Raw genomic sequence first — 24,012 nt, 5'->3', positions numbered from 1 at the left:
CGGGTCGGCCTCACTCCTCCTTCGGCGTGCCCAACCGCAGCCGATTGCCGTCCGGGTCGCTCAGGTGAACCTCCCGGGCCCACGGCGCCTCCTCGACCGGGACGCCGAATTCCCGGGCCACCTCGTCGATGTCGGCGACCCGGAGGTAGACCAGCGTGTCCGGCGTCGCGTCGCCGGTGTGCTCGCTGAGGAAGAGGTGCACATCGCCCCTGGCGATGTCGACGAAGGCGGGGAGATCGGGTTCGAAGCGGTGTTCCCATTCCCGGACGAAGCCCAGCCGGGCGTACCAGGTGACGGACTCGGCCGCGTCGGCCACGCGCAGGATCGGGATGGCTTGTTCCTTCATGGCGGGCATGCTGCCAGGCCGCGGTGACAAGCGGCGGGCGCACCGGGCCGAACGGGGTGTTGTGTCAGCCGGTGCGCTGTGGGTAACGGGTCGAGCGGGGGCGCGCCGATCGGGTTCGGCGTGCGCCGCCCTCGCCTTTCGCATCCGCCGTATCTGGAGGCTCTCATGGCCATCGCGTCCGTCAATCCGGCGACCGGGGAGACGCTCGAGGAGTTCGCCGAGCTGGGTGAACGCGAGATCGAGGCGCGCGTGGCGCGGTCCGACGAGGTGTTCCGGGCGCATCGGCGGGATTCGTACGACGTGCGCGCCGCGGCCATGCGTCGGGCCGCGGACCTGCTCGACGCGGAGAAGTCCGACGTCGCGGCGGTGATGACCGCGGAGATGGGCAAGACGCTCGCCGCCGCCGAGGCGGAGGTGGTCAAGTGCGCCCGGCTGTGTCGGTTCTACGCCGAGCGGGCGGCGGGGTTCCTGGCCGACGAGCCGGCCGACGCCGGCGCGGTCGGGGCACGGCGGGCGTACGTACGCTACGAGCCGCTCGGTCCGGTGCTGGCCGTGATGCCGTGGAACTTCCCGCTCTGGCAGGCCATGCGCTTCGCCGCGCCCGCGCTGATGGCGGGCAACACCGGCCTGCTCAAGCACGCGTCGAACGTGCCGCGGACCGCGCTGTACATGGGCGAGCTGTTCACCCGGGCCGGCTTCCCCGAGGGTGCCTTCCAGACCCTGTTGATCGGGTCCAAGCTGGTCGAGCGGGTGTTGTCCGATCCGCGTGTGGTGGCCGCGACGCTGACCGGCAGCGAGGGTGCCGGTCGCTCGATCGCGGCGATCGCCGGCCGCGAGCTGAAGAAGACGGTGCTCGAACTGGGCGGCTCGGACCCGTTCCTGGTGCTGCCCTCCGCCGACATCGAGGCCGCCGCGAAGACCGCCACCAAGGCGCGCACCCAGAACAACGGGCAGAGCTGCATCGCGGCCAAACGGTTCATCGTGCACACCGACGTGTACGACGCGTTCGCCGAGGCCTTCACCGCGCACATGGCCGCGCTGCGGGTCGGCGACCCGACCGCCGAGGGCACCGACGTGGGCCCGCTCGCCCAGGAGCAGGGCGTACTCGATGTCAGCGCCCAGGTAGAGGACGCCAAGGCCAAGGGTGCGCGGGTGTTGTGCGGCGGCGAGCGGCCGGCCGGTCCCGGCTGGTATTACCCGCCGACCGTGGTCGCCGAGCTCACCCCGAACATGCGGATGTACCGCGAGGAGGTGTTCGGCCCGGTCGCCGGGCTGTACCGGGTCGCCGACCTGGACGAGGCGATCGACCTCGCCAACGCGACCCCGTTCGGCCTCGGGGCCAACGCCTGGACCGAGGACGAGGCCGAACAGGAGCGTTGCGCGGCCGAGTTGGAGGCCGGCGCGGTGTTCGTGAACGGCATGGTCACGTCCTACCCCGAGCTGCCCTTCGGCGGGATCAAGACCAGCGGGTACGGGCGCGAACTCGCCCGGGAGGGAATCCGCGAGTTCTGCAACGCGAAGACGGTCTGGGTGGGCGGCGCCTGACGGGGCAGACGACCCACGTGGACACCTGGGTGTGGATCGTGCTCGGCGTCGCGGCGGTCGTCTTCGTCGTGACGCTCGTGATCGTGGTCGTGTTGGTCCGCAGGCTGCTGCGGACCTGGCGGCTGGTGCGGGGGCCGGAGGCGACCACGCGCGACCGGGCGCTGTTCCTCGGTGCGCTGATCTACGCGATCAGCCCGGTGGACCTGCTGCCCGACCCGATCCTGATCGACGACATCGCGGTGCTGCTGTACGCGCTGCGCGAGCTCGGCCGGGTGGGCGGGGTCCGCGCGGGCGCGCGACTGGGCGTGGACGCGCTCACCCGGCCGAACCGCGGCCCGGCCGGAAAACCCACGCCGCCGTGACCGACCCGTGCCGCTACCGCTGGCGGATCACCGCTTCCTGGACGACCGAGGCCACCAGTACGCCGTCGTGGTTGTAGAACTCGCCCATGGCCAGCCCGCGCGCGTCCTGGGCGGACGGCGAGGCCTGGGCGAACAGCAGCCACTCGTCGGCGCGGAACGGGCGCAGGAACCACACCGCGTGGTCCAGCGAGGCCATCTGGAGCTTGGCCGGATTCGTGATGTACGGCCGGGCCGCGGTGCCGGCCAGGGTCAGGTCGGACATGTAGGTCAGTCCGCACACGTGCAGCAGCGGGTCGTCCGGCAACTGCTTGGCGGCGCGCATCCACACCCGCTGGTGCGGGATGCCGTCGACGATGTGGGTGCCCGGCGACTTGTCCTCCGGGACGAAGCGCAGGTCCATCAGCAGCCGGGTCTGCGACTCCTCGTAGTGCGCGCGCTCCTCGGCGGACAACTTCTCGTACGGGTCCGGCAGGTCCTCCGGGAGCGGCACGTCCGGCATCGCGCGGCGGTGCTCCGGGGTCTCCTCGGCCACCTTGAAGGACGCCGAAAGGGTGAAGATCGCCGCGCCGTGCTGTACACCGGTCACGCGCCGGGTCGCGAACGAGCGCCCGTCCCGGACCCGGTCGACCTGGTACACGATCGGCGCGGTGGTGCTGCCGGGCCGCAGGAAGTAGCTGTGCAACGAGTGCACGTGTCGGTCCGGGACCACCGTGCGGCCCGCCGCCACCAGGGCCTGTGCGGCGACCTGGCCGCCGAAGGCGCGCAGCGGCGCGCCGGCGTGGCACCAGCCCCGGAAGATGTTCTCCTCGATCTGCTCCAGGCGCAGCAGGTCGAGGAAGGTCTCGGCCCGGCCAGGGCCCTCGTCGGCAAGATCGTGTTCGGTCACGCTGCCCATGATGGACTACGGCCGCTCAGCCCGTCGCACCCAGGAACGACTTCACGATCGGCCCGGCCGACCGGCCGCCGGTGATGCCGCCCTCGACCCAGACCGCGACCGCGATGTCGCCCCGGTAGGCGACCATCCAGCCGTTGTTCGGCTTGCCGCCGCCGACCTCGGCGGTACCGGTCTTCGCGCCCACGTCGCCGCCGAGCCCGCCGAGCGAGTCGCGCGCGGTGCCCTCGGTGACCACCGAGCGCATCAGCGTGCGCAGTTGGCCGCTCACCGCGGGCGAGAGCTCGCGCGGCGCCCGCCACAGGCCCTCCTGGTCCGGCAGCAGATGCGGCTGGCGGAAGGCGCCGGACTTCGCGGTGGCGACCACCGAGGCCATCGTGAGCGGGTTCATCTGCACCTGGCCCTGGCCGATCATGTTCGCTGCCTTCATGGTGTCGTCCGACGCGGCGGGCACCCGGCCGTCGAACGAGACGATCCCGGTCTTCCAGTCGCCGCCGATGCCGAAGCAGTCGTGCGCGACGGTGGACAGGTCCGCGCCGCTGAGCTTGGCCGACAGGTTCGCCATCGTGGTGTTGCAGGACTGCGCGAACGCGACCTTGAAGGTGCCCTCGGGGAACGAACGACCCTCGGAGTTGGTGAACCGCATGCCGCCCGCGTTCGCCGACTCGGGACAACCGACCTTGTCGTCCGGGCCGACCACGCCCTTGCTCAGCAGCGTCGCCGCGGTGACGATCTTCAGCGTCGAGCCGGGCGGGGTGGTGCCCAGGAAGGCGTTGTTCGGCCCGCCCGCCGGGTTGTTCGCGACGGCGAGGATCTCGCCGGTGCCGATCCGCACCGCCGCGAGCGAGGTGGTCCGCGACTCGCCCTTGACCGCCCGCTCGGCCGCCGCCTGCAACTTCGCGTCCAGCGTGGTCCGCACGCCACCGTCCGAGGGCGGCGCGGTTTGCACCTCGCCGACCGTGCCGAGCTGCTTGAGCGAGGTCTTCGAGGTCGCGTCGACCAACAGCACCGTGCCGCCGGGCACGGCCTGCTCGGCGGGCCGGGCCTTGCTCGCCAGGCCGGTCCGGATCGCGGCGAGGGAGGGATTCTCCGCCGCCGACAACACCGAGCCGTCCTTCGCGCGCAGCACCTCGCCGCCGACACCGTCCTGGTTGGGCACGAACTCGAGCCGGGTGGTCGCGGTCAGCTCCGGATGCAGCGCGGTCGGCGCCCAGTCGACCAGGTGGCCCCCGCCCGGCGTCCTGGCCACGGTGAGGGTGCCGGTGTAGGTCCACTCGCCCGCGTGGTTCAGGGTCAGCCGTGCCTCGAACGGCACCGGCACACTTTTGTCGGGCCGTTCGGGTTGTGCCTCGCCCACGGTGAGCCGGCGAGCGCTCACCCGGAGCCCGTCGTTCAGACCCACCAGCGCCGCGCCCGCCGCCGTCGGGTCGGTGGTGAGGGCGCCGGCGCCGGTCCAGTTGCCGGCCTGCCACTCGCCGAGGAAGCGTCGTGCGGCGTTGCGTGGACTGCGCTCGACGGCGCCGGCCGACGCGGACGCCGATCCGGACGCCGAGGAGGCCGAGGACGGGTCGTCCTGCCGGAGGAACGAGTAGGCCCCGTAACCGGTGCCGATCACCAGTAACAGGGCCAGGACCAGGAACACCCAGCCGTGTTTGCGCCGGTCCCCGTCCTCGTGGTCGTGCCGGTCTTCGTAGTCGTCGTATCCGCCGTACTCGCCGTACTCGCGGTCATTCCGGTCGTGCTCCGCGTCGCGCATGTCCACCCCCACCCGGTGCCGCCGATCCCCTCGGCGGGACCGCGAGTGTACGAGGCAGCCAAAGAGTCGGTGTGCCCAGGGGGCCTTGTGGTGACGCGAGGAAAGATCATTTGTTCGAATGATCTTGGGGATCGCGCGGCGCGCGGATCACCGCACGAGCAGCTCGGCCAGCCGCCCGGTGAGGTCGTCCGCCCGGGCGCCCATCACCCGGAACGACTCGATCGGCTCGCCCATCGGGTCGTCGAGTTCGTCGGCGGGTCGGGCCATCCGGTTCGCCGGTCGCAGGTCGTCCACCCGGGCCACCCAGTCGGCGAGCGGCAGTTCGCCGCGTGGACCGAACTTCTCGCCCAACCGGACGAGTTCGCCGAGCAGGAAGGCGCGCGGCAGGGCGTCGGCGGCGAGCGCCTCGATGGCCCACTGGTGTTCGCGCGTCATACCGATCACCACGTCGGCGGTACGCAGCAGGTCGACGGTGAGCTTGCGGCTGCGGTGCGCACCCGGGTCGATCCCGTGCTCGACCAGCACCAATGTGCTGTTGTCCGCCATCGGCCGGGCATTCCAGTCGATGGTGCCCGCCGAGGACACCTCGGCCGACAGCGCCGAGCCGGTCAGTCGGTGCCGCAGCATCGCCTCGACCACGGGGGAGCGACAGATGTTCCCGCTACAGACGACCAGTATCGATGCAGTCACGCGGCGGATCCTAAGGGGCCGCGGGTTGCCCGGCCGGCCCCACCCCGGCCCGGAACCCGAACGGGGCTGACGGGTGATCAGTAGGCTGATTCGCCTGTGGGGACCGGAACGGCGCAGGGAAATGGGGCGAGGGGTTGTTCGGGATCATCCGGCCGTGCCGGCACCGACTGACGGAGAAGTTGCAGAGCGAGTGGATGGCGCACCTGTGCGGCATGTGTCTCGCGTTGCGGGACGACCACGGGCAGGCGGCGCGGATCGCCACCAACTACGACGGGTTGATCATCTCGGTCCTGGTCGAGGGGCAGTCCGCGCGACCCGCGGCGGAGGGCCGACGCAAGGCCGGTCCGTGCCCGCTGCGCGCGATGCGCCGGGCCGAGGTCGCGATGGGCGAGGGTGCCCGATTGGCCGGCGCGGTGTCGCTGGTGCTCGCGTCGGCGAAGATGCGCGACCACGTCGACGACGGCGACGGGGTGTACAAGCGGCGCGTGGTGGCGGGCGGCGCGCGCCGGGTCGCCGAGCGCTGGGCCCGCCAGGGTGCGGACGCCGCGTCGGACGTGGGCTTCGACACGGCCGTGATGGTCGAGGCGGTGGACCGGCAGGTCGAGGTCGAGGCGCTGGCCGGGCCGGGCGTGTCCGTGCTGACCGTGACCGAGCCCACCGAGACCGCGACCGCCGCCGCGTTCGCGCACACCGCGCTGCTGGCCGAACGGCCGGACAACGCCGAGTCGTTGGCCGAGGCGGGCCGGTTGTTCGGTCGGCTCGCGCACCTGCTCGACGCGGTGGAGGACATCCACGCCGACCGCGCGGCCGGGGCCTGGAACCCGCTGCTCGCCACCGGTACCGGGCCGGACGAGGCGCACCGGTTGTGTCGCGACGCGGCCACCGGGATCAGACTCGCCCTGGCCGAGGTCGACTTCGTCGACGGCGTGCTCGCCCACCGGCTGCTGGTACACGAGGTCGACGAGGCGATCGACCGGTCCTTCCGGCACGCGGGCTTCCCGGTCGAGTCGCCGTCGTGTTCGGTCGGCGGCAAGCACGGCAACGGCTGCGCCAAGCACTCCGAGCGGCCCGAACGACGCTTGGCCGCCCGACCCGAGGGCTCGTGGCCGAATCAGCAACCGCCCTACCCGCAACCGCCGCATCAGCAGCCGCCCGGCAGCCCGTACGACCCGAACAGCCCGTGGGGTCCGCCCGGTGGTCCGACCCCGCCGCCTCCGCCGCCCGGCGGCCACAACGTGTTCGTCGCGTGCGCGATCTGGGCCGGGCTGTGCTGCACGTGCCAGTGGTGCTGCCGCGAGACGTTCGAGGATCCGTGCACCGGCCGGGAGCGACAAGGGTGTTGCCACAAGTGCGACTGCGGGGACTGCTGCGACGGTTGTGATTGCTGTAGCAACTGCTGTGAATGCGGCGAATGTTGCTCGTGCGACTGCTCGTGTTGATCGGCTCTTGCCGTTCGGGTGTGTCGGACGCCCGCCATCGCGGGCGGCAACACCCCGACACGCGCGAAGAGTCGCCGAACGGCGAGGGGGACAAGGGTCGGAAAACCGCAAAAGGTCACCGAACTGGCATTCGACGGTAAAAACGCCCAACCGTAACGTCTTGGCAAAGCATCTTCGGTCCGATTGACCCTGCTTTCGCCGCCCAACCACGATCAGCGATGACCGGGTGTCGTGCCATCGGCACCCGGCGTCACCGATCTCGGGCCGGTTTCGCCGGCCCGATGCCGTGTGCCCCCGGGGGTGCGCGGCAGACGGGAGGGGGCCGGTCATGCACGATACGACGCACACGGCACACGCGACACGTCCGTTGCCCCGGATCGCCGAACTGCCCGGCGGCACCCCGCTGCGCGCCGGGCAGTCGGTACCGGACCCGGTGCCGCGCGACCGGGTCAGCCTGGTCGTGCCGGCCCGCAACGAAGCGCGCAACCTGCCCTGGGTGCTCCAGCAGATACCCGAAGGCGTCGACGAGGTCCTGCTGATCGACGGGGACTCCACCGACGCCACCTCGCTGATCACCCGCCGCTATCTGCCCGCGGCCCGGGTCATCCCACAGTCCGGCCCCGGCAAGGGCAGCGCGCTGCGGACCGGATTCCGACACGCCACCGGCGACATCATCGTCACCATCGACGCCGACGGCAGCATGTCGCCGCAGGAGATCCCGCACTACGTGCACTTCCTGACCAACGGCTACGACTTCGTCAAGGGCTCCCGGTTCGTCGGCGGCGGCGGATCGCTCGACCTGACCACGCTGCGCAGCCTGGGCAACCACGCGCTGATGGCGCTGGTGAGCCGGCTCTACGGCTACCGACTGACCGATCTGTGCTACGGATTCTGCGCGTTCCGGCGGTGCTTTCTGGAGCACCTCGACCTGCGCTCGACCGGCTTCGAGATCGAGGCCGAGATGATCGTCCGCGCGCTTCGTGCCGGGCTGCGCATCGCCGAGGTGCCCAGCCTCGAACTCCCGCGCCGTAGCGGCCGATCCAACCTCAACGCACTGCGCGACGGACAGCGCGTGCTGCGCACCGTGCTGCGTGAGCACGGCGGCGCGCGTCCGGTCCGCCCGAGGGAGGACGCTTGACCCCGCGACCCGAACCGGAGCCCGGCCGGCCCGGCCCCAATCCGCTGCCGCTGATCCCGAGGCAGCGCCCGGCCGAGCGGAACGATCCGACGTCCGATCCGGAGCCGGCCGCCGAGCCGACCCCCGTGTTCATCCCGCGCCCGGCCGCACCGCGCCGCTCGGCCGCCGACCCCGGACAACGGCCCGCCGACCCGAGGCATCTCGTACACGTGCGGGTGCTCGACCTGACCGCCGGCGCCGTGCCGCGTCTGAGCACTCCCGACGGCCGGCCGGCCGACTGCCCCGCCGGCGCGGTGCTCGCGCTGGTCCGGCACCACGGCACACCCGTGGGCCTGCTGGAACTCGACCTGCCCGGGGGCGTTCCGGGCGGGGCCGACCCCTTGGGTGTCGACGTGCCCGGCGCGGCCCTGGATCGCCTGATCGCCGCGGCCGGCGCCCGATTCGGTGCTCCCGCCGCGCCCGACCACGCCGCCGAACCGCCCGGACGCCGCGAGACACCGCGCGTCAGTGTGATCGTGGCGACCCGGGAGCGGCCCGAACTGCTCGCCGCGTGCCTGCGCACCCTGCTGTGGCAGACCTATCCCGACCTCGAACTGATCGTGGTGGACAACGCGCCCACCACCGACCGCACCGCGCGCGTGGTCCGCGGCGGTTGCGCGGGCCTGGTGCGCTACGTCCGCGAACCCCGTGTCGGCCTGGCGCTCGCGCACAACCGCGGCATCGCCGCCGCCACCGGCGAACTGCTCGCGTTCACCGACGACGACGTCCTGGCCGACCCCGGCTGGGTGGCCGGCCTGGTCGCCGGCTTCACCCGAGCGGGCCGGCCCGCGTGCGTGACCGGGCTGATCCTGCCCGCCGAACTGCGCACTCCCGCACAGCTGATGCTGCACCACCACGCGGGCTACGCCAAGGGATTCGACCCGGTGCTGTACGACGCCCAGGCGCCGCCGGCGGACCCGCTCTTCCCGTTCACCGCCGGACGCTTCGGCTCCGGCGCCAACATGGCCTTTCGGGCCGACACGCTGCGCGCGATGGGCGGCTTCGATCCGGCGACCGGGGTCGGCACACCCGCGCGCGGCGGCGACGACCTGCTCGCGTTCTTCCGCACCATCGTGCGCGGCCACCGGATCGGCTACGAACCCGGCGCGCTGATCTGGCACCGGCACCGGACCGATCCTGCCGCGGTGGTGCACCAGGTGCGCGGGTACGGCACCGGCCTGGGCGCCTACCTGACCGCCGCCGTACTGCGCGAACCCCGCGCCCTCGGCGCGCTCGTCCGCCGGGTGCCGGGCGGCCTGCGGTACGCACTGAGCCGCACCCGCGCGCCCGGCCGTCCCGAAGTCCCCTGGCCCGCCCGCCTGGCCGGGCTGGAGCGCCGCGCGCTGGCCGCCGGCCCGCTCGCCTACCTGCACGCGCGCGTTCGCGTGCATGGCGTGCGCCCGCCGTGGGAACACCCGGAGCGGGCCCGGTGACGCAGGCCCAACTCCGTCGGCCGATCCGCCCGAGGGTGGACCCGCTGCTGCGCAACGGCCATGTGCTGACCGTCGGTTCGCTGGTCACCTCGGCGTTCGGAGCGGGTTACTGGGCGCTGGCCACCCGGTGGTACGGCGACGCGACGGTGGGCCGCAGCTATGCCGCCGTGTCCGCGCTCATGTTGCTGTCGGGGCTCGGCCAACTCGGGCTGGGCAACGTACTCGTGCGCTTCCTGCCGCAGGCGGGCCGGGACCGGCGCGCGCTGATCCGGGCCGCCTACGCCGCCGCGTTCGGCGCCACGCTGGTGGCGGGGCTGGGCTTCCTCGCGCTGATCCCGGTGTGTGCGCCCGGCCTGGGCTTCCTGCGCGAACCGGCGGCGGGCTGCTGCTTCGTGGCGACCACCGTGGCGTACGCGCTGTTCGCGCTCCAGGACGGCGCGCTCACCGGACTGCGCCGGCCGGGCCTGGTGGTGGGCAAGAACAGCGGCTTCGCCATCGCCAAGATCGCATTCGTCGCCGCGTTGGCCGGCCTGCTGCCCACCCTCGGGATCCTGATCTCCTGGACGCTCGCACTGGTGACCACCCTGGTCGTGGTGGACGGTTGGCTGTTCGCGCGATTGTTGCCGGCCCGGCGACGCGAGCCGGCGGAGCCGGGAGCCGGGTTCGGCGAAGCGGGCGCGGACCCGGCTTCGGACCCGGGTGCGGGCGGCAGGGTGCCGTCCGGGCGTTCGATCGTGCGCTACGCCGGGTCCGACTACCTCGGTACGTTGTGCTGGTCGGCCGCCACCACGTTGCCGCCGATCATCGTGTTGGAGCATGCCGGCGCTCGGGAGAGTGCCTACTTCTCGCTCGCGTGGGTGGTCACCAACACGCTCTACCTGATCAGTCTCAACATGGGCGCGTCCCTGTTGGTCGAAGCGGCCGGCGACAGTGCCGGCCCGGCCGCCGGGTGTCGGCGGGTGCTTCGGCATACCGGAGCGCTGCTCGCGCTTGCGATCACCGCTCTCGTTGTCGGAGCACCGCTCGTGCTGCGTGTGTTCGGCCCGGGCTACGCCCGGAACGGGTCCACGCTCCTGCAACTGCTGGCCCTGTCCGCGCTCCCGTACCTGGTGGTGTCCACCGCGATCAGCGCATGCCGCGTGCTCGGCCGGATGCGTGTCGTGGTCGCCATCCAGGCCGGCCTCGCGACGGCCGTACTGACCCTGACCGTGGTCCTGTTGCCCGTCCTGGGCGTACTCGGCGCCGGCGTCGCATGGCTGGCCGCGCAGACCGCGACCGCGCTCGCCCTGCTGACCGCCCGCCGGGTCTGGCTGCCCACCACTCCCGGGAGGCCCGCATGACGGAGACCCCACCGCGGACCAGGCGCCTGGCCTGGGTCGCCATCCGGGCCGAGGAGGCGGCCGTACGCCGGGCCCGGGCGGCGAGCGCCCGCCACGCCGTCCCGCCGGCGGACCGCACACCCCCAAGGCCCACCCTGACGGTGATCGTCTGCGCCTACACGATGGACCGCTGGGACGATCTGACCGCGGCGCTCGCCTCGATCCGGGCCCAGGACGAGCCACCCGCCGAGACCATCCTGGTCGCCGACCACTGCCACGAACTCGCCGGCCGCGCGGCCCGCGAGTTCCCCGACGTCACCGTGCTGCGCAACCGGGGCCGGCGCGGCCTCTCCGGGGCCCGCAACACCGGCGTCGAGGGCGCGCACGGCGACATCGTGGCCTTCCTCGACGACGACGCGACGGCCGAACCCGACTGGACGATGCGCCTGCTCGACGGCTACGCCGACCCGAACGTGCTCGGCGTCGGGGGCCGGATCCAGCCGAGCTGGGACACCGGACGCCCGGCCTGGTTCCCCGCCGAGTTCGACTGGGTGGTCGGCTGCACCTATCGCGGCATGCCCGAACACGCCGCGCCGGTGCGCAACCTGATCGGCGCCAACATGTCCTTCCGGCGCAGCGTCCTGCTCGGCGTCGGCGGCTTCCGCACCGACCTGGGCCGGGTCGGTACCCGCCCGCTGGGCTGCGAGGAGACCGAGCTGTGCATCCGCGCCGCGGCCCGGCACCGCGGTGGCAGGATCGGCTACGAACCGGCCGCCGTGGTCCGCCACCGTGTTCCCGCCGCGCGCACCACCTGGCGCTACTTCCGGGCGCGTTGCTGGGCCGAAGGGCTGTCCAAGGCGGCGGTCAGCCGACACGCCGGCACCGGCACCGCGCTCGCGTCCGAGCGTTCCTACCTGGCCTCGACCATCCCGCGCGCCCTGGTCCGTCCGTTCGCGCCGGACGCCGCACCGCCCAAGGCCACCATCCCGGCCCTGGTCCTGGGTGTGCTCACCACCGCGCTCGGCTACGCGACCGGGCGGCTGCGCGGACTGGGCCAAGACCCGCCACCCACCGCGCCGGCGCTCGCCTTCCGCGCGTTCGGCCTGCTCGCGCTGCCGATCGCGGCACTGCTGTGGGTGCTCGCGGTGCGGATGCCCGTCGCGGTGGAGCGGATGGGCGGTCTCGGCCTGCTGGACGTGCTGCCCACCCTGTACTGGTGCGCGCTTGCCCTGCTCACGGCCGGCTTCGCGGCGACGCTGCTCGATCGGGCCGCCCGGGCACCGCGGTACGCGCTGTACACCTGCGCCCTGGTGACCATGCTGCACGCGACGCCCGCCGTGCTCTACGAGCACCTGCGCTACGCGTGGGCCTGGAAGCACGTCGAGGTGGTCGACCAGTTCCTGCGCACCGGTGAAACCCTGCCGAACGCGGGCGAGTTGGCGCCCTACCACCAGTGGCCGGGCTTCTTCGCCGAGGCCGCCGCGGCGGTCGAGGCGATCGGCGCGCCGGACGCGCTGACCATGGCCGCGTGGTCGCCGCTCGCCTTCGACCTGCTGCTGATCGGCCCGTTGGTCCTGCTGTACCGCACGTTCACCCGCAATCGGCGGATCCTGTGGGCGGCGGTGTGGATCTACTTCGGCACCGCGTGGGTCGGTCAGGACTATTTCGCGCCGCAGACCTTCGCGTTCGTGCTCTACGTGACGATTCTGGCGCTGGTCCTGGACCGTGATCGGCGCCCGCCGGTCACCCTCGGACTGTGTGCGCCGCTCGTACTCGCGGTGGTGACGGCGCATCAACTCACCCCGCCGATGCTCGCGGTCGCGGCCGGCGCGCTGGCCTGCTCCCGCGCGCACCGCCCGGTCGCGTTGCCGCTGCTCGGCTTCACCGCGGTCGCCGTGCTCGGCTGGGACCTGACCGTCGCCCGGCCCTTCCTGTTCGAGCAATTCGGCACCTCCTGGTCCCAGTTCGGCGACTTCCAGGCCAACACGCACGCCGGGATGGTGAATCTGGGCACCGCCGAACCGGGACAGGTGCTGGTCGCCAGGGTGGACCGCGCGCTGACCGCCGGGGTCGTGCTGCTCGCCGCCGCCGCGCTGATCCGCTGCCCGCGGCTGCGCCGTTCGCCCGCCACGCTGCTGGCGATCGCGCCGCTACCGCTGCTGGCGGCCGGAGCGTACGGCGGCGAGATCATCTTCCGGGTCTACCTGTTCGCGCTGCCGGCGGTCGCGTTTTTGATCGCCTCGTGGTTGGCGCCGCTGTTCGGCGACCGGGGCCGGCCGCGTCCGCGCGCGGTCCTGCTGCCGGTGGTGTTCGCGCTGCTGCTCACCGGATTCGTCTTCGGCTACTACGGCAAGGAGCGGCAGAACCACTTCGTCGACGGCGAGATCGCGGCCCGGCGGTGGCTGGCGTCGGTGTCCGCGCCCGGCGACCTGATCGTCGCGGCGACCAACAACTTCCCCGGCGCCTACGCCGACTACGAGAGGCAGCAGCACCGTTGGTTCGCGATGGAGACCCCGGCCCTGCGCGAGGGCGTCGTCCGCGATCCGGTCGCCGGGTTGACCGCGCTGGCCGACGAGTACCCGGGCAGCACCGCGTACCTGTTCCTGACCGCGGGGCAGCGGGCCGAGTGCGACCAGACCGGACTGCTGCCGGCCGGCGCGCTGGACCGGATGGACCACACGCTCTCCACCGCGCCGCGCTTCACGGTGCTCCTGCGCGACCGGGACGCGGTGATCTACCGGATCGACCCGGGCACGACGCCGCAGCGGGCCGTGGCACCGCAGGCCGCGCCGCCGCCGCAGGTTGCGCCGCCGTCCTCCGCGCCGGTCCGAAGCGCCCCGGTCCGAAGCGGCCCCGCCCGGTGACCCGCCCGATCCACGCGGTGTTGCCCGCCGCGGCCGGCTGGCTCGCGTTCGGGGCGCTGGAACTGCCCGCCGAACACCCGCTGCGGGTGCTCGTGGTGGTCGCGTTCCTCGCACTCGGACCCGGCTACGCGGTGGCCGGCGACGGTTCGACCACGCTCGCCACGGCGGTGACCTCGGTCGCCGGCAGCGCCGCGCTGGGGGCGTTGACCGCCGAGGCGTACCTGCTCGCCGGTGCCTTCTCCGCTCCCCGCGTGCTCGGCACGCTCGCGGGCCTGACCACCACCGCGGCGCTGATCCGCGCCGTCGCGTACACCCACGCGTCCCGAAGGGAATTCCGATGAGATCCGAGACCGCGGTTCCGGTGCTGCTCTACCACTGCGTGCGCGACGATCCGCCGCCGTGGATCGCGCCGTTCACGATCGGCCCGGGCGAGTTCGGCCGGCAACTCGACCGGGTGCTGGCCAGCGGCCGGGTCCCGGTGGGCCTGGACCGCTTCACCGAGGCCCTGCACGGCGGACGCGACCTGCCCCGACACAGCGTGCTGATCACTTTCGACGACGGATACGCCGACTTCGCCCGGTACGCGCTGCCGCAACTGGTCGAGCGGAACCTGCCCGCGACGCTGTACGTGACCACCGACGCGCTGTGGCCCACCCTGCGGCCACCGCTGCCGCCCGCCGCGATGCTCACCTGGGACGGCCTGCGCCGGATCGTCGACGCGCCGGGCCTGACCATCGGCGCGCACGGCTGCACACACCGCGAGCTCGACACCCTGCCGATCGAGCAGATGCACCGCGAGATCACCGATTCGCGGGAGCGACTCGAAACCGAACTCGAGCGCCCGATCACCTCGTTCGCCTACCCGTTCGGTTACAACAACGCCGCCGTGCGCGAGGCGGTCCGGCACGCGGGCTTTCGCACCGCGATGGCCGTGCGCGACGCGCACAGCTCGCGTGCGGACGACCCCTGGCGGATCTCCCGACTGCTGGTGCGCGCGGACACCGACGCGGCCCGCCTGGACGCCTGGCTGGCCGGCTCCGGCACCCGGGTCGCGCCGTTCCGGGACGGACTGCCCACGCTGGGCTGGCGGGCCTGGCGGCAGACCCGGGCGCGCTGGCGCGGACACCCCGACCCCTGGCAGGCACACCGCGACCCGGTGGTCGGCCGGACCCGGTGACCCGGTGACCGGCCCGCCGCCGCGGTGCGGCTCACGCTCAGCGCGCCCACACCCGTACCGATCGGATCCGCAACTCGGCGGTGCGCACGTGATCGGGCACCGGGTCCGGGTAGCCCATCGCGAGCGTGAACAGCACCTCCATCGGCTCGTCGGGCACCCGTGCCGGATCGGTCACCGTGAACACCTGTTCACCGTCGATCCACCAGGTCAGCCGATCCGGCGTCCAGTCGAGCGCGAAGTGGTGGAAGCGGTCGGACCAGTCGCGTGCGGGCGACTCGTGCACCCACGCGTCGGGACGACCGTCCGCACCCCGCCAGTGCACCGTGGACCGGGCCCGGCCGTCGAGCCCGATCAGTTCGACCACGTCCAGCTCGGGCGGCGTGTACCGGGAGGCGGGCATCAGCCAGAACGCCGGGAACGAGTTCGGCTCGCGCGGCATCAGCAGCTCGGCCTCGACCCGGCCGTAGGTGAAGGTGAAGCGCGGGCGACCGTTCCAACTCGGCCGCCCGGTGGACAACATGCCCGAGGCCCACGGGTACACGGTGCCGTCCGCGCCGCGCGTGGGCCGGCGCACCGCGCTCAGCACCGCCTGCCCGCCGCCGACGCGCACCTGTTCGGGCCGGTACCACTGTTGTTCGTGGTTGCCCGCGTTCGTGCAGCCGTCCACGTTCCAGTCGTAGCAGGTCACCCAGCGCCCGGCGGCCGGCGCGGAGCCGGTGAAGTCCTCGGCGAACAACAGCCGACGCCCGGCGGGCGGACCGGGCCCGCAGGCCGCGAGCAGCACGGCCGCGAGCGCCGGCGCGAGCGCGCGCCGGGCCCGCCGCATCCATCGCGACCGCGTCGTCGGCACCCGACGCCCTCAGTGCCCGCACCGGCGTACGGCGGCGGCCAGCGCGCGGACCGCCGTCGCGGCGGCGGGCAGCGGGTCGTCCCAGGCCAGCCACGCGGGTTCCAGACCTCCCCGGACCGGCGGGTACCCGGGCGGCCGGGCCACCCCGACCCGACCCCGGTAGGCCACCCACGCCGCGGCGTCGAGATGCTCCGCGACGTAGCGCCGGCCCTCGCGCTGGACGCCCGTCGGGATCGCCCGTCCGGTCAGGTCCAGATGCAGCGCGCGCACCACGTCCAGCCCGCGATCGGTCTCGAACATGCGGAACTGGGCGCCCACGCGCGGATTGAAGTCGACCAGCTTGTACCGCCCGTCGCGCAGATCCAGCCGCCAGTCCAGGTCGGCCGGCCCGCGATAGCCGATTGCCCGACACAGCCGGGCGGAACGGCGCGCCAGCCCCGGGTTGGCCAACGCCCGCGCGTACGTGGTCACGCCTGCGTGCGGCGGCCAGGAACGCAGCTTGAGGCCGGTGAACACCGGCGCGCACCGGCCGTCGGGCGCGGCGTACAGGTGCACGATCCAGTCCTGCGCGCTCTCGCGCGGCACGTACGCCTGCAACAGCACCCCGCGCGGCACGTGGACCGACGCGAGCAGGGCGCGCTCGCTGCGCACGAGGGTGGTGCCCCGCACCACCGGGGCGCGCAGTCGATCCCACGGCGCCAGGTTCTTGACCACCACCGGGTACCCCAACTCCCTTGCGTGAAAGAGGAGTTGCTCGCGATCGATGGGGAAGCGGGTATCCGGCGCGGACACCTCGTGGGCCAGGCAGCGTCGGTACAGCCCGCGCTTGTCCGCCAGGTCGGCGGGCAGGTCCGGGTCGATTTTCGGCAGCAGGAAACACTCCGCGAGCCGGTCCTGCGCGCCGGCGGCGAGCAGCGCGGCCTCGTCGTCGGTGGGCACCAGCACCGCGCGGGCGGGCAACCGGCGTCCGATCCACAACAACCGGTCGATCAGCGCCGCCGGGTCCTCCAGGCCGGTCGTGGGCCATACATGCCGCCGGCGCAGATGTCGGGACAGCGCGGTGGGGGTGAAGGCGTCCTCGACCACCGCGTGCACCGCCACCCCCGCGCGGCCGAGCGAGCGCACCGCGCCCACCGAACCTTGATGCAGCGGATAGCGGCCGACCTTGAACAGCAAGGCCGGCACCGCACGATCCAGCTCGACCCCTCGCCCGCCCATGTCGTCGCCTCCCCGTCCGGACCTTTCTAGCAGCGCGAACCGACTTTTCACCGAATAAGCCAACAATTCGTACGGAACGTCAAGCGCCGTGCACCGAGCACCGAGCACCGAACGCCGAGTACCGAACGCCGAAGAACAAAGGGTCGGAGAACAAATGCCGAAAACCGAACACCGAAGGACATCGTCATGACCGTCGCCATCGTCGGAGCCGGCCCCTACGGCCTCTCGCTTGCCGCCCACCTGCGCCGACTCGGGGTCACCACCCGAGTGTTCGGCGAACCCATGGAGAGTTGGCGGCGACACATGCCGGCCGGGATGCTGCTCAAATCCCGACCCGACGCGTCCTCGATCTCCGCGCCCGGACCCGGATACGGCCTGGCCGCTTTCCAACGTGCCCGGGGCGAGCGGCCGTCCACGGGTGACCAGCCGGTCCCGCGCGAGACCTTCGTGGCCTACGGTCGGTGGTTCGCCGATCGCCTCGTGCCGGATGTGGAGCGGGTGCGGATCACCGGCCTCGAACCGGCCGGGCACGGCTTCGTGCTCGGCCGCGAGGACGGTACCGAGGTCGAGGTGGACGCCGTCGTGCTGGCCACCGGGCTCGCCGCGCATCGCTACGTGCCGCCCGTGCTCGAACGCCTGGGCACCGACCTGGTCTCGCACCCCGCCGAGCACCCGGACCTGGCCGAACTGGGCGCGGACCGGGACATCGTGGTGATCGGCTCGGGCCAATCGGCGCTGGAGAGCGCCGCGTTGCTGCACGAGGGCGGCGCCGTGCGGGTGCGCGTGTTCGGCCGGGCGGACCGGGTGCGGTTCGGCACACCGCCCGTGCCGGGGCGGATCCGGCGGCTGACCCCGGACTCGCCGCTGGGCGAGGGGTGGTCGGTGGCCGCCGCGGCGCACGGACCGGCCGCGTTCCGGCTGCTGCCCGCGTGTGTGCGGGTCGACCTGGCCCGGCGCATCCTGGGGCCCTCGGCCGCGTGGTGGCTGCGGGACCGTCTGGACGGGCGGGTCCCGGTCCGGGACGCGCAGAGGGTCGTCGGGGCCCGCCGCGAGCCGGACGGACGGGCGCGGATGTTGCTCCGGGACCGCACCGGTTATCAGCGCGAGGTGCACGCCGACCACGTGCTCGCGGCGACCGGCTATCGGGTCGACCTGGCCGCGCTGGGTTTCCTCGCGCCGCACGTGCGGCGGCGGATCGCCACGGTGGCCGGACTGCCCGCACTGGACGCCGCGTTCGAGACCACCGTGCCGGGTCTGTACGTCAGCGGCCCGCCCGCGGCAGCCACCTTCGGCCCGGTGGTCCGCTTCGTGCACGGCACCGGCTTCGCCTCTCGCCGACTGGCGGCCGTGCTCGCGGCGCGCTTCCAGGGATAGCCGGCGCGGCGCCGGCGAGCGCCGGGCGGACCCGGGTCCGCCCGGCGCTCGTTCGGCACGCGAGCACGGCCGAGGCTCAGTGCGTGTGCGGCTCCAGACGGACCACGATCGACTTGGAGGTCGGTGTGTTGCTCTCGTCCGCCGTGCTGTCCAGCGGCACCAGCACGTTGGTCTCCGGGAAGTAGGCCGCGCAGCAACCCGCCGCGGTGTCGTAGGACACCACCCTGAACGACGGCGCGCGGCGTTCGGTGCCGTCCTGCCACTCGCTGACCAGATCGACCAGGGAGCCGTCCGCGACGCCGAGTTCGGCCAGGTCGGCCGGGTTCACGAAGACCACCCGCCGGCCCTGCTTGATCCCGCGATAGCGGTCGTCGAGTCCGTAGATCGTGGTGTTGTACTGGTCGTGCGAGCGCACCGTCTGCAGGATCAGCCGGCCCGCCGGCACCCGCAGCACCGCGAGGTCGTTGCGGGAGAAGTTGGCCTTGCCGGTCGTGGTCGGGAACCTGCGCTGGTCGCGCGGCCCGTGCGGCAGTACGAACCCGCCGGGCTCGCGCACCCGGCGGTTGAAGTCGGTGAAGCCCGGGATCACCCGCTCGATCCGGTCCCGGATCAGGTCGTAGTCGCGGGCGAAGTCGCGCCAGGGCACCGATACCCGGTCGCCGAGCACACGTTCGGCCAGCCCGCACACGATCGCCACTTCGGAGCGCAGGTGCGCGGAGGCCGGCGGCAGCTTGCCGCGCGACATGTGCACAGCGCTCATCGAGTCCTCGACGGTGACGAACTGGTCCCGCTCGGTGCGACCGAGCGTGGGCAGGATCAGCGCCCGCCGCCCGGTGACCGCGTGCGAGCGGTTGAGCTTGGTGGACACCTGGACGGTGAGCCGGGTCGCCCGCAACGCGGCCTCGGTGGCCGCCGTGTCCGGCGTCGCGGAGACGAAGTTGCCGCCCACCGCGACGAACACCCGAACCGCGTCGTCGCGCATCGCCCGGATCGCGTCCACCACGTCGTGCCCGTGGGCGCGCGGCGGGGCGAAGCCGAACTCCTTCTCCAACGCGTCCAGAAAGGCCGGCGAGGGCTTCTCGTAGATGCCCATCGTCCGGTCGCCCTGCACGTTGCTGTGCCCGCGGACCGGACACACGCCCGCGCCCGGCCGACCCACATTGCCGCGCAGGAGCAGGAAGTTGACCACCTCGCGGATGGTCGGCACGGAGTTCTTGTGCTGGGTCAGGCCCATCGCCCAACACACCACGATCCGTTGCGAGTCGAGCACCCGCCGATGGATGCGCTCGATCCCGTCGCGGGTCAGCCCGGTCGCCTCCAGCACGTCGTCCCACGGCGTGGTCCGTACGTCCGCCGCGAACTCCTCGAAGCCGTGCGTGTATTCGTCGATGAACGCGCGATCGAGCACGCTGCCCGGCGCGGCGTCCTCGGCCTCCAGGAGCAGTCGGTTCAGGGCCCGGAACAGCGCGAGGTCGCCGTTCACCCGGATCTGCGCGAACTCGTCGGTCAGTTGTGTGCCCGACCCGAGCACGCCGGTGACCTTCTGCGGATTCTTGAACCGCAGCAGCCCGGCCTCGGGCAACGGGTTCACCGCCACGATCGAGGCGCCCGCCTGCTTGGCCTTCTCCAGCGCGGACAACATCCGGGGGTGGTTGGTGCCCGGGTTCTGGCCCACCACGAAGATCAGATCCGCCTGATACAGATCCTCCAGCGACACGCTGCCCTTGCCCACGCCGAGCGTCTGGGTCAGCGCCGAGCCGCTCGACTCGTGGCACATGTTGGAGCAGTCCGGCAGGTTGTTCGTGCCGAACGCGCGCACGAACAGCTGGTACACGAACGCGGCCTCGTTGCTGGTGCGCCCCGACGTGTAGAACGCCGCCTGATCCGGCGAGTCCAGTGCCGCCAATTCCTCGGCGACCACCCCGAAGGCGTCCTCCCACGAGATGGGCGCGTAGTGCGAGGCGCCCTCGGCGAGGTACATCGGCTCGGTCAGCCGGCCCTGCTGGCCCAGCCAGTAGTCCGACTTCCCGGCCAGCTCGGCGACCGGGTGCGCGGCGAAGAAGTCCGCGCCCACCCGGCGCACGGTGGCCTCCTCGGCGACCGCCTTCGCGCCGTTCTCGCAGAACTCGGCGACGCTGCGGTGCTCCGGTTCCGGCCACGCGCACCCGGGACAGTCGAAGCCCTGCTTCTGGTTGACCTGGACCAGGGTCAGCAGGCTGCGCCGCACCCCCATCTGGCGACCGGCATGGCGCAGCGACCAGGCGACGGCCGGCAGACCGGCCGCGTACTCCTTCGGCGGGCCGACCACCAAGCCCTCGTCCCCGACGTCGTCCACGGGCGGCTTGCTCACCATGCGGGCGCTCCTGCTGCTCGAAACCGGCCGTTTCGATACGACCCTGTCGGCCGTACGTTACGCCCTCACCGCCGCGTGTCCGCAGCTCAGCACCCCTGGAGCAGCCGGGGGCCCTGGGCGATCCCGTCCAGGCTCTCGGTGTGCAGGCGCTGCGGCGCCACGCCCAGCTCGCCGGTCAGCCGGTGGGTGGTGGCCCGGACCATGGCCGCGGATCCGCTGACGAACACGTCGTGGTCGTGCCAGTGGCCGTACCGGGCCAGCACGTCCGGCAGCGCGCCCTGGTCGCCGGCGAACGAGCGGTCGTGGGTGACCGCGGGGATCACGTTCAGCCACGGGTACATCTCCGCCATCGCGGACAGCGCGTTCAGGTCGTACAGGTCCACCCCGTACTTCGCGCCGATGAACACGTGGGCGCGGTTCGCCAACTGGCGCTGCGCCATGTGCTGGACCAGCGCCTTGATCGGTGCCAGGCCGGTCCCGGAGGCCACGCACAACGTGCGGCGCAGGGTCTCGCCGCGCAACACCAGACCGCCGCGCGCGGGGCCCAGGCGGATGTGGTCGCCGACCCGGGCGCGGTGTACCAGCGCGTTGCTCACCCAGCCGGCCGGCACCGCGTGCACGTGCAGTTCGAGTCGGCCGTCCACGCGCGGGGCGTTCGCGATCGAGTAGTGCCGCCATATCCTCGGCCACCACGGCGTCTCCACGGTGACGTGTTGGCCCGGGTGGTAGGGCAGCGGGTGATCGGGCTGGACGGTGAGCACCGCGATGTCCCGCCCGCGCGGTTCATGTGCGGTGATCACCGCGTCCCACCAGGGCGGCGCCTCCTCGGCGTCGTCGGCGACGGCCTCGATCATCACCTCCGCCGCCCACGTGTAGACCTCCAGCCAGGCGGCCTGGAGCTCGGCTGTCCAGCGGGTGCCCAGGTAGCGGGCCAGCGCGCCGATCAGCGCGCTGCCGACCGCGTGGTAGTGCTCGTCGAGGACGCCGTACTTGCGGTGGTCCCGGCCCAACTGGCGCAGGAAGCGGCGCAACTCGTGCGGCTCGTCGCTGCCCGCGCCCAATCGCAACAGCGCGGCGAGCAGGCGGTCGCGCTGCAGGTTCATGGCCGGCGGGAACAGGGCGCGCAGATCGGGGCGTTGCAGGAACAGCAGGGCGTAGAAGTGCGAGACCAGATCGTGCGCGGCGGGGGCGACGGCCCGGAGGCTGCCGCGGAGCAGATCGGCCCGGGAGGGATCGGGACTTCCGGACATGGCGGACCGCATCCTCGTGTGCTCGGAGAGCGACCCCCGCGGTCGGACATGTACTGCCGAATCCGGAAACCGCGGGTCGCCCGAAAGGGGAAGTACCCGACGGTATGCGGCGGCTCGAATGCGGAGGGTGGGTAATGCGGGAAGCCCGCCGCGGGTGGCCGCGGCGGGCTTACGCTTGAGGATTTCTTGCGCCGTGTGGGTGATGGCGCGGTCGGGCCGGCGGCCGGCGCCCGACGCTCCGATCAAGCGGGGGGCGTCGCGTACGGTCGGGGCGACCCGTGCGCCCGACGCGCGATCAGACCTGGAGGTCCTTGTCGTACGTGGCGGCGATCATCGCGTCCGCGCGCCTGCCGGCCGTGTCCGGGTCGACCCCCTTCGCCAGCACGTCCTCGGCGAGGGTCTTGAGCGGGGCGGACGACCAGCCGGGCGCCTGCGGATACTTCCGCCCCTGCGCCAGCGCCGCCACGGTGGCCGCCCGCATCGGGTTCGCCGTGCCGGACGTGGTGGTCAGGCCGGCCAGCGCGGGCGGCATCTCGTTCTCGTTCGCCCAGCGCTCCTGCCAGGTCGCCGAGGCGAACACCCGGAGCAGATTGACCGCCCCCGCCGGATGCGCGGTCTTCGCCGACACCGCCAGCACCCCGCCCCACACGCCGACCGCTCCCGGCCGGCCCGGGTCGCGGCCGGGTATCGGGAAGGCGGCCAGGTTGCGCGCCGTCTCGGGCGCGGTGCGCAGCACGGACGGGAAGACCCAGTCGGGCTGGATCATCATCGCCGCCCGGCCGCTCCCGAGCACGGCGGTGATCGAGCCCGCCGGGTCCTGGAACTCCTCGGCGTCCTTGGCCGCGGTGGAGTACGCCTGGAGCCGCCGGAAGAAGGTGACCCCCGCACGACCGGCCGGGCTGCCCAGCCGGCCCGTCCAGCGCTCGTTCGCGGCTACGGCTATCTCGCAACCGTCCTCGAACAGGCAGGCCGCGAGCGTTTGCCAGGCCTTGCCGGCCAGATGCAGCGCCTCGATGTTCGGGTTGCCCGCGTGGTGGGCCTTGATCCTGTCGAGTTGGGCGAGCCACTCGTCGCGGGTGCGCGGCACCACGAACCCGGCCGGGTCGCACAGCCGTTTGTCGTAGACCACCACCGGCGCGTACACGTCCATCGGCAGTGCGTACAGCTTGCCGTCGAACGTACACGCGGCTCGGGCCGCGGGATGCCAGGCGTCGACGTTCAACCGGGCGGCATACGGCGTCAGGTCGAGCAGATCACCGCGTCGGACCCGACGGGCCAGGCCCAGGGTCTGCGCCTGGAAGACGTCGGGACCGTTGCCCGCCGCGATCGCGGTGTCCAGTTTTCGGGCGTCGATGGTGTCCTGGACCTCGACCCGGGCGGTCCCGTACGGATCCGCCTTGAGCAGGGCGGCGGCCAGGTCGGTGTTCGTCCGGGCCTGGTCGACACCCGCGGTCAGCAGCTTCTCCAGCCACAGCGTGAGGGTGTACGGGCCGCTTTCGGCGGTGGGCGGCCCCGCGGTGGCCGGTGGGGCCGGGGGAGCGGGCGGCCCGGAGGTCGGGTCGGGCCCCGGCCCCGGCGGCGCGGCCGTCTTGTCGTCGCCGCGGGTGAGCAGCCACGCGGCGACACCACCACCGGCCGCGACGGCCGCCGCGACCGAGCCGGCCACGATCACCTTGCGCCGGGACGAACCGCCGCCGGGCGGCGGCGGAGTGGGACCCCAACCCGGCGGCGGCATGTTCGGGTACTGCGGCGGCGGCCCGCCCGGGTGCTGCGGGGGCGGTGGCACGGCCGTCGGCGCGTACGTGGGCCGAGGGGGTGGGTTGGCCGACGGGTCATCCTCCGATGACGCCTGCGGGTCGTCGTTCCACGACGGCACGGTGCGGCTCCTCCGAGTTGGCGGGACAGGGGCGTGCGCAAACCCTAGGCCGGGCACTCTCCGTCACCGATGGGGAGATCCGTTGGGAACC

General features: G+C 72.9%; 19 protein-coding genes. 10 read left to right on the top strand and 9 right to left on the bottom strand.

Annotated features, from left to right (window positions below; genetic code table 11):
- Positions 1 to 10: 10 nt before the first annotated feature.
- On the bottom strand, positions 11 to 346 hold the full coding sequence (locus tag ACIBSV_RS31845; protein ID WP_395869159.1) for a glyoxalase superfamily protein: 336 nt from the start codon (positions 344 to 346) through the stop codon (positions 11 to 13).
- A gap of 165 nt (positions 347 to 511) precedes the next feature.
- Between ACIBSV_RS31845 and ACIBSV_RS31840 the strand changes: the two genes are divergently transcribed.
- Both ACIBSV_RS31840 and ACIBSV_RS31835 read left to right on the top strand, forming a co-directional pair.
- Positions 512 to 1,891, top strand: coding sequence for an NADP-dependent succinic semialdehyde dehydrogenase (locus ACIBSV_RS31840; RefSeq protein ID WP_395869157.1), 1,380 nt, complete (start codon positions 512 to 514; stop codon positions 1,889 to 1,891).
- Between the two features lie 17 nt (positions 1,892 to 1,908).
- Complete coding sequence (locus ACIBSV_RS31835) at positions 1,909 to 2,253, top strand: YkvA family protein (RefSeq protein WP_395869155.1); 345 nt, start codon at positions 1,909 to 1,911, stop codon at positions 2,251 to 2,253.
- 13 nt (positions 2,254 to 2,266) lie between these two features.
- On the opposite strand, the gene ACIBSV_RS31830 is transcribed toward ACIBSV_RS31835, so the two are convergent.
- From ACIBSV_RS31830 to ACIBSV_RS31820, 3 genes are all read right to left on the bottom strand, one after another.
- Positions 2,267 to 3,148: an acyl-CoA thioesterase gene (locus tag ACIBSV_RS31830; protein ID WP_395869153.1), complete on the bottom strand. Its 882-nt coding sequence runs from the start codon at positions 3,146 to 3,148 to the stop codon at positions 2,267 to 2,269.
- A gap of 16 nt (positions 3,149 to 3,164) precedes the next feature.
- Positions 3,165 to 4,901, bottom strand: coding sequence for a penicillin-binding transpeptidase domain-containing protein (locus ACIBSV_RS31825; RefSeq protein ID WP_395869151.1), 1,737 nt, complete (start codon positions 4,899 to 4,901; stop codon positions 3,165 to 3,167).
- Between the two features lie 147 nt (positions 4,902 to 5,048).
- A complete protein-coding gene (locus tag ACIBSV_RS31820; RefSeq protein ID WP_395869149.1) occupies positions 5,049 to 5,591 on the bottom strand; it encodes a hypothetical protein in 543 nt (180 codons plus the stop codon).
- A gap of 134 nt (positions 5,592 to 5,725) precedes the next feature.
- On the opposite strand from ACIBSV_RS31820, the gene ACIBSV_RS31815 reads away from it, so the two are divergent.
- From ACIBSV_RS31815 to ACIBSV_RS31785, 7 genes are all read left to right on the top strand, one after another.
- On the top strand, positions 5,726 to 7,030 hold the full coding sequence (locus ACIBSV_RS31815) for a DUF5685 family protein (RefSeq protein WP_395869147.1): 1,305 nt from the start codon (positions 5,726 to 5,728) through the stop codon (positions 7,028 to 7,030).
- A gap of 328 nt (positions 7,031 to 7,358) precedes the next feature.
- Positions 7,359 to 8,168, top strand: a complete 810-nt coding sequence (locus ACIBSV_RS31810; protein WP_395869145.1) for a glycosyltransferase family 2 protein — start codon at positions 7,359 to 7,361, stop codon at positions 8,166 to 8,168.
- Positions 8,165 to 9,640 (top strand): glycosyltransferase family 2 protein, encoded by a 1,476-nt coding sequence (locus tag ACIBSV_RS31805; RefSeq protein ID WP_395869143.1) that lies wholly within the window; start codon positions 8,165 to 8,167, stop codon positions 9,638 to 9,640. Before ACIBSV_RS31810 ends, ACIBSV_RS31805 begins: the two co-directional genes overlap by 4 nt.
- Complete coding sequence (locus ACIBSV_RS31800) at positions 9,637 to 10,980, top strand: hypothetical protein (RefSeq protein WP_395869141.1); 1,344 nt, start codon at positions 9,637 to 9,639, stop codon at positions 10,978 to 10,980. The genes ACIBSV_RS31805 and ACIBSV_RS31800 overlap by 4 nt, the downstream gene beginning before the upstream one ends.
- Positions 10,977 to 13,823 (top strand): glycosyltransferase family 2 protein, encoded by a 2,847-nt coding sequence (locus ACIBSV_RS31795; protein WP_395869139.1) that lies wholly within the window; start codon positions 10,977 to 10,979, stop codon positions 13,821 to 13,823. Before ACIBSV_RS31800 ends, ACIBSV_RS31795 begins: the two co-directional genes overlap by 4 nt.
- Complete coding sequence (locus ACIBSV_RS31790) at positions 13,820 to 14,164, top strand: hypothetical protein (protein WP_395869137.1); 345 nt, start codon at positions 13,820 to 13,822, stop codon at positions 14,162 to 14,164. The genes ACIBSV_RS31795 and ACIBSV_RS31790 overlap by 4 nt, the downstream gene beginning before the upstream one ends.
- Positions 14,161 to 15,000, top strand: coding sequence for a polysaccharide deacetylase family protein (locus tag ACIBSV_RS31785; RefSeq protein ID WP_395869135.1), 840 nt, complete (start codon positions 14,161 to 14,163; stop codon positions 14,998 to 15,000). Before ACIBSV_RS31790 ends, ACIBSV_RS31785 begins: the two co-directional genes overlap by 4 nt.
- A gap of 37 nt (positions 15,001 to 15,037) precedes the next feature.
- Here ACIBSV_RS31785 and ACIBSV_RS31780 read toward each other — a convergent pair whose 3' ends face one another.
- Together ACIBSV_RS31780 and ACIBSV_RS31775 are read right to left on the bottom strand one after the other, a co-directional pair.
- Entirely contained in the window at positions 15,038 to 15,826 is a 789-nt protein-coding gene (locus ACIBSV_RS31780; RefSeq protein WP_395869133.1) for a family 16 glycosylhydrolase, read from the bottom strand.
- 33 nt (positions 15,827 to 15,859) lie between these two features.
- Complete coding sequence (locus tag ACIBSV_RS31775) at positions 15,860 to 17,068, bottom strand: ATP-grasp domain-containing protein (RefSeq protein WP_395869131.1); 1,209 nt, start codon at positions 17,066 to 17,068, stop codon at positions 15,860 to 15,862.
- Positions 17,069 to 17,254: 186 nt separating this feature from the next.
- Here ACIBSV_RS31775 and ACIBSV_RS31770 point away from each other — a divergent pair, with 186 nt between their 5' ends.
- On the top strand, positions 17,255 to 18,442 hold the full coding sequence (locus ACIBSV_RS31770; protein WP_395869129.1) for an FAD-dependent oxidoreductase: 1,188 nt from the start codon (positions 17,255 to 17,257) through the stop codon (positions 18,440 to 18,442).
- A gap of 76 nt (positions 18,443 to 18,518) precedes the next feature.
- Here ACIBSV_RS31770 and ACIBSV_RS31765 read toward each other — a convergent pair whose 3' ends face one another.
- From ACIBSV_RS31765 to ACIBSV_RS31755, 3 genes are all read right to left on the bottom strand, one after another.
- Entirely contained in the window at positions 18,519 to 20,795 is a 2,277-nt protein-coding gene (locus ACIBSV_RS31765) for an FdhF/YdeP family oxidoreductase (RefSeq protein ID WP_395869127.1), read from the bottom strand.
- A gap of 86 nt (positions 20,796 to 20,881) precedes the next feature.
- Positions 20,882 to 22,045 (bottom strand): globin domain-containing protein, encoded by a 1,164-nt coding sequence (locus tag ACIBSV_RS31760; protein ID WP_395869125.1) that lies wholly within the window; start codon positions 22,043 to 22,045, stop codon positions 20,882 to 20,884.
- Between the two features lie 295 nt (positions 22,046 to 22,340).
- Entirely contained in the window at positions 22,341 to 23,921 is a 1,581-nt protein-coding gene (locus tag ACIBSV_RS31755) for an extracellular solute-binding protein (RefSeq protein ID WP_395869123.1), read from the bottom strand.
- Positions 23,922 to 24,012: the final 91 nt, after the last annotated feature.

Source organism: Embleya sp. NPDC050154, assembly GCF_044460165.1.
Taxonomy (GTDB): Bacteria; Actinomycetota; Actinomycetes; order Streptomycetales; family Streptomycetaceae; genus Embleya.
The sequence above is the reverse complement of the archived record's forward strand: the minus strand, read 5'-3'. Positions and strand labels throughout refer to the sequence as shown.

Excerpts from the sequence above, each read along its gene's own strand:
- ACIBSV_RS31770 (WP_395869129.1), top strand. The coding sequence starts at position 17,255 with ATGACCGTCGCCATCGTCGGAGCCGGCCCCTACGGCCTCTCGCTTGCC.
- ACIBSV_RS31825 (WP_395869151.1), bottom strand. The coding sequence starts at position 4,901 with ATGCGCGACGCGGAGCACGACCGGAATGACCGCGAGTACGGCGAGTAC.
- ACIBSV_RS31830 (WP_395869153.1), bottom strand. The coding sequence starts at position 3,148 with ATGGGCAGCGTGACCGAACACGATCTTGCCGACGAGGGCCCTGGCCGG.
- ACIBSV_RS31780 (WP_395869133.1), bottom strand. The coding sequence starts at position 15,826 with ATGCGGCGGGCCCGGCGCGCGCTCGCGCCGGCGCTCGCGGCCGTGCTG.
- ACIBSV_RS31785 (WP_395869135.1), top strand. The coding sequence starts at position 14,161 with ATGAGATCCGAGACCGCGGTTCCGGTGCTGCTCTACCACTGCGTGCGC.
- ACIBSV_RS31845 (WP_395869159.1), bottom strand. The coding sequence starts at position 346 with ATGAAGGAACAAGCCATCCCGATCCTGCGCGTGGCCGACGCGGCCGAG.
- ACIBSV_RS31775 (WP_395869131.1), bottom strand. The coding sequence starts at position 17,068 with ATGGGCGGGCGAGGGGTCGAGCTGGATCGTGCGGTGCCGGCCTTGCTG.
- ACIBSV_RS31810 (WP_395869145.1), top strand. The coding sequence starts at position 7,359 with ATGCACGATACGACGCACACGGCACACGCGACACGTCCGTTGCCCCGG.
- ACIBSV_RS31795 (WP_395869139.1), top strand. The coding sequence starts at position 10,977 with ATGACGGAGACCCCACCGCGGACCAGGCGCCTGGCCTGGGTCGCCATC.
- ACIBSV_RS31760 (WP_395869125.1), bottom strand. The coding sequence starts at position 22,045 with ATGTCCGGAAGTCCCGATCCCTCCCGGGCCGATCTGCTCCGCGGCAGC.
- ACIBSV_RS31765 (WP_395869127.1), bottom strand. The coding sequence starts at position 20,795 with ATGGTGAGCAAGCCGCCCGTGGACGACGTCGGGGACGAGGGCTTGGTG.
- ACIBSV_RS31840 (WP_395869157.1), top strand. The coding sequence starts at position 512 with ATGGCCATCGCGTCCGTCAATCCGGCGACCGGGGAGACGCTCGAGGAG.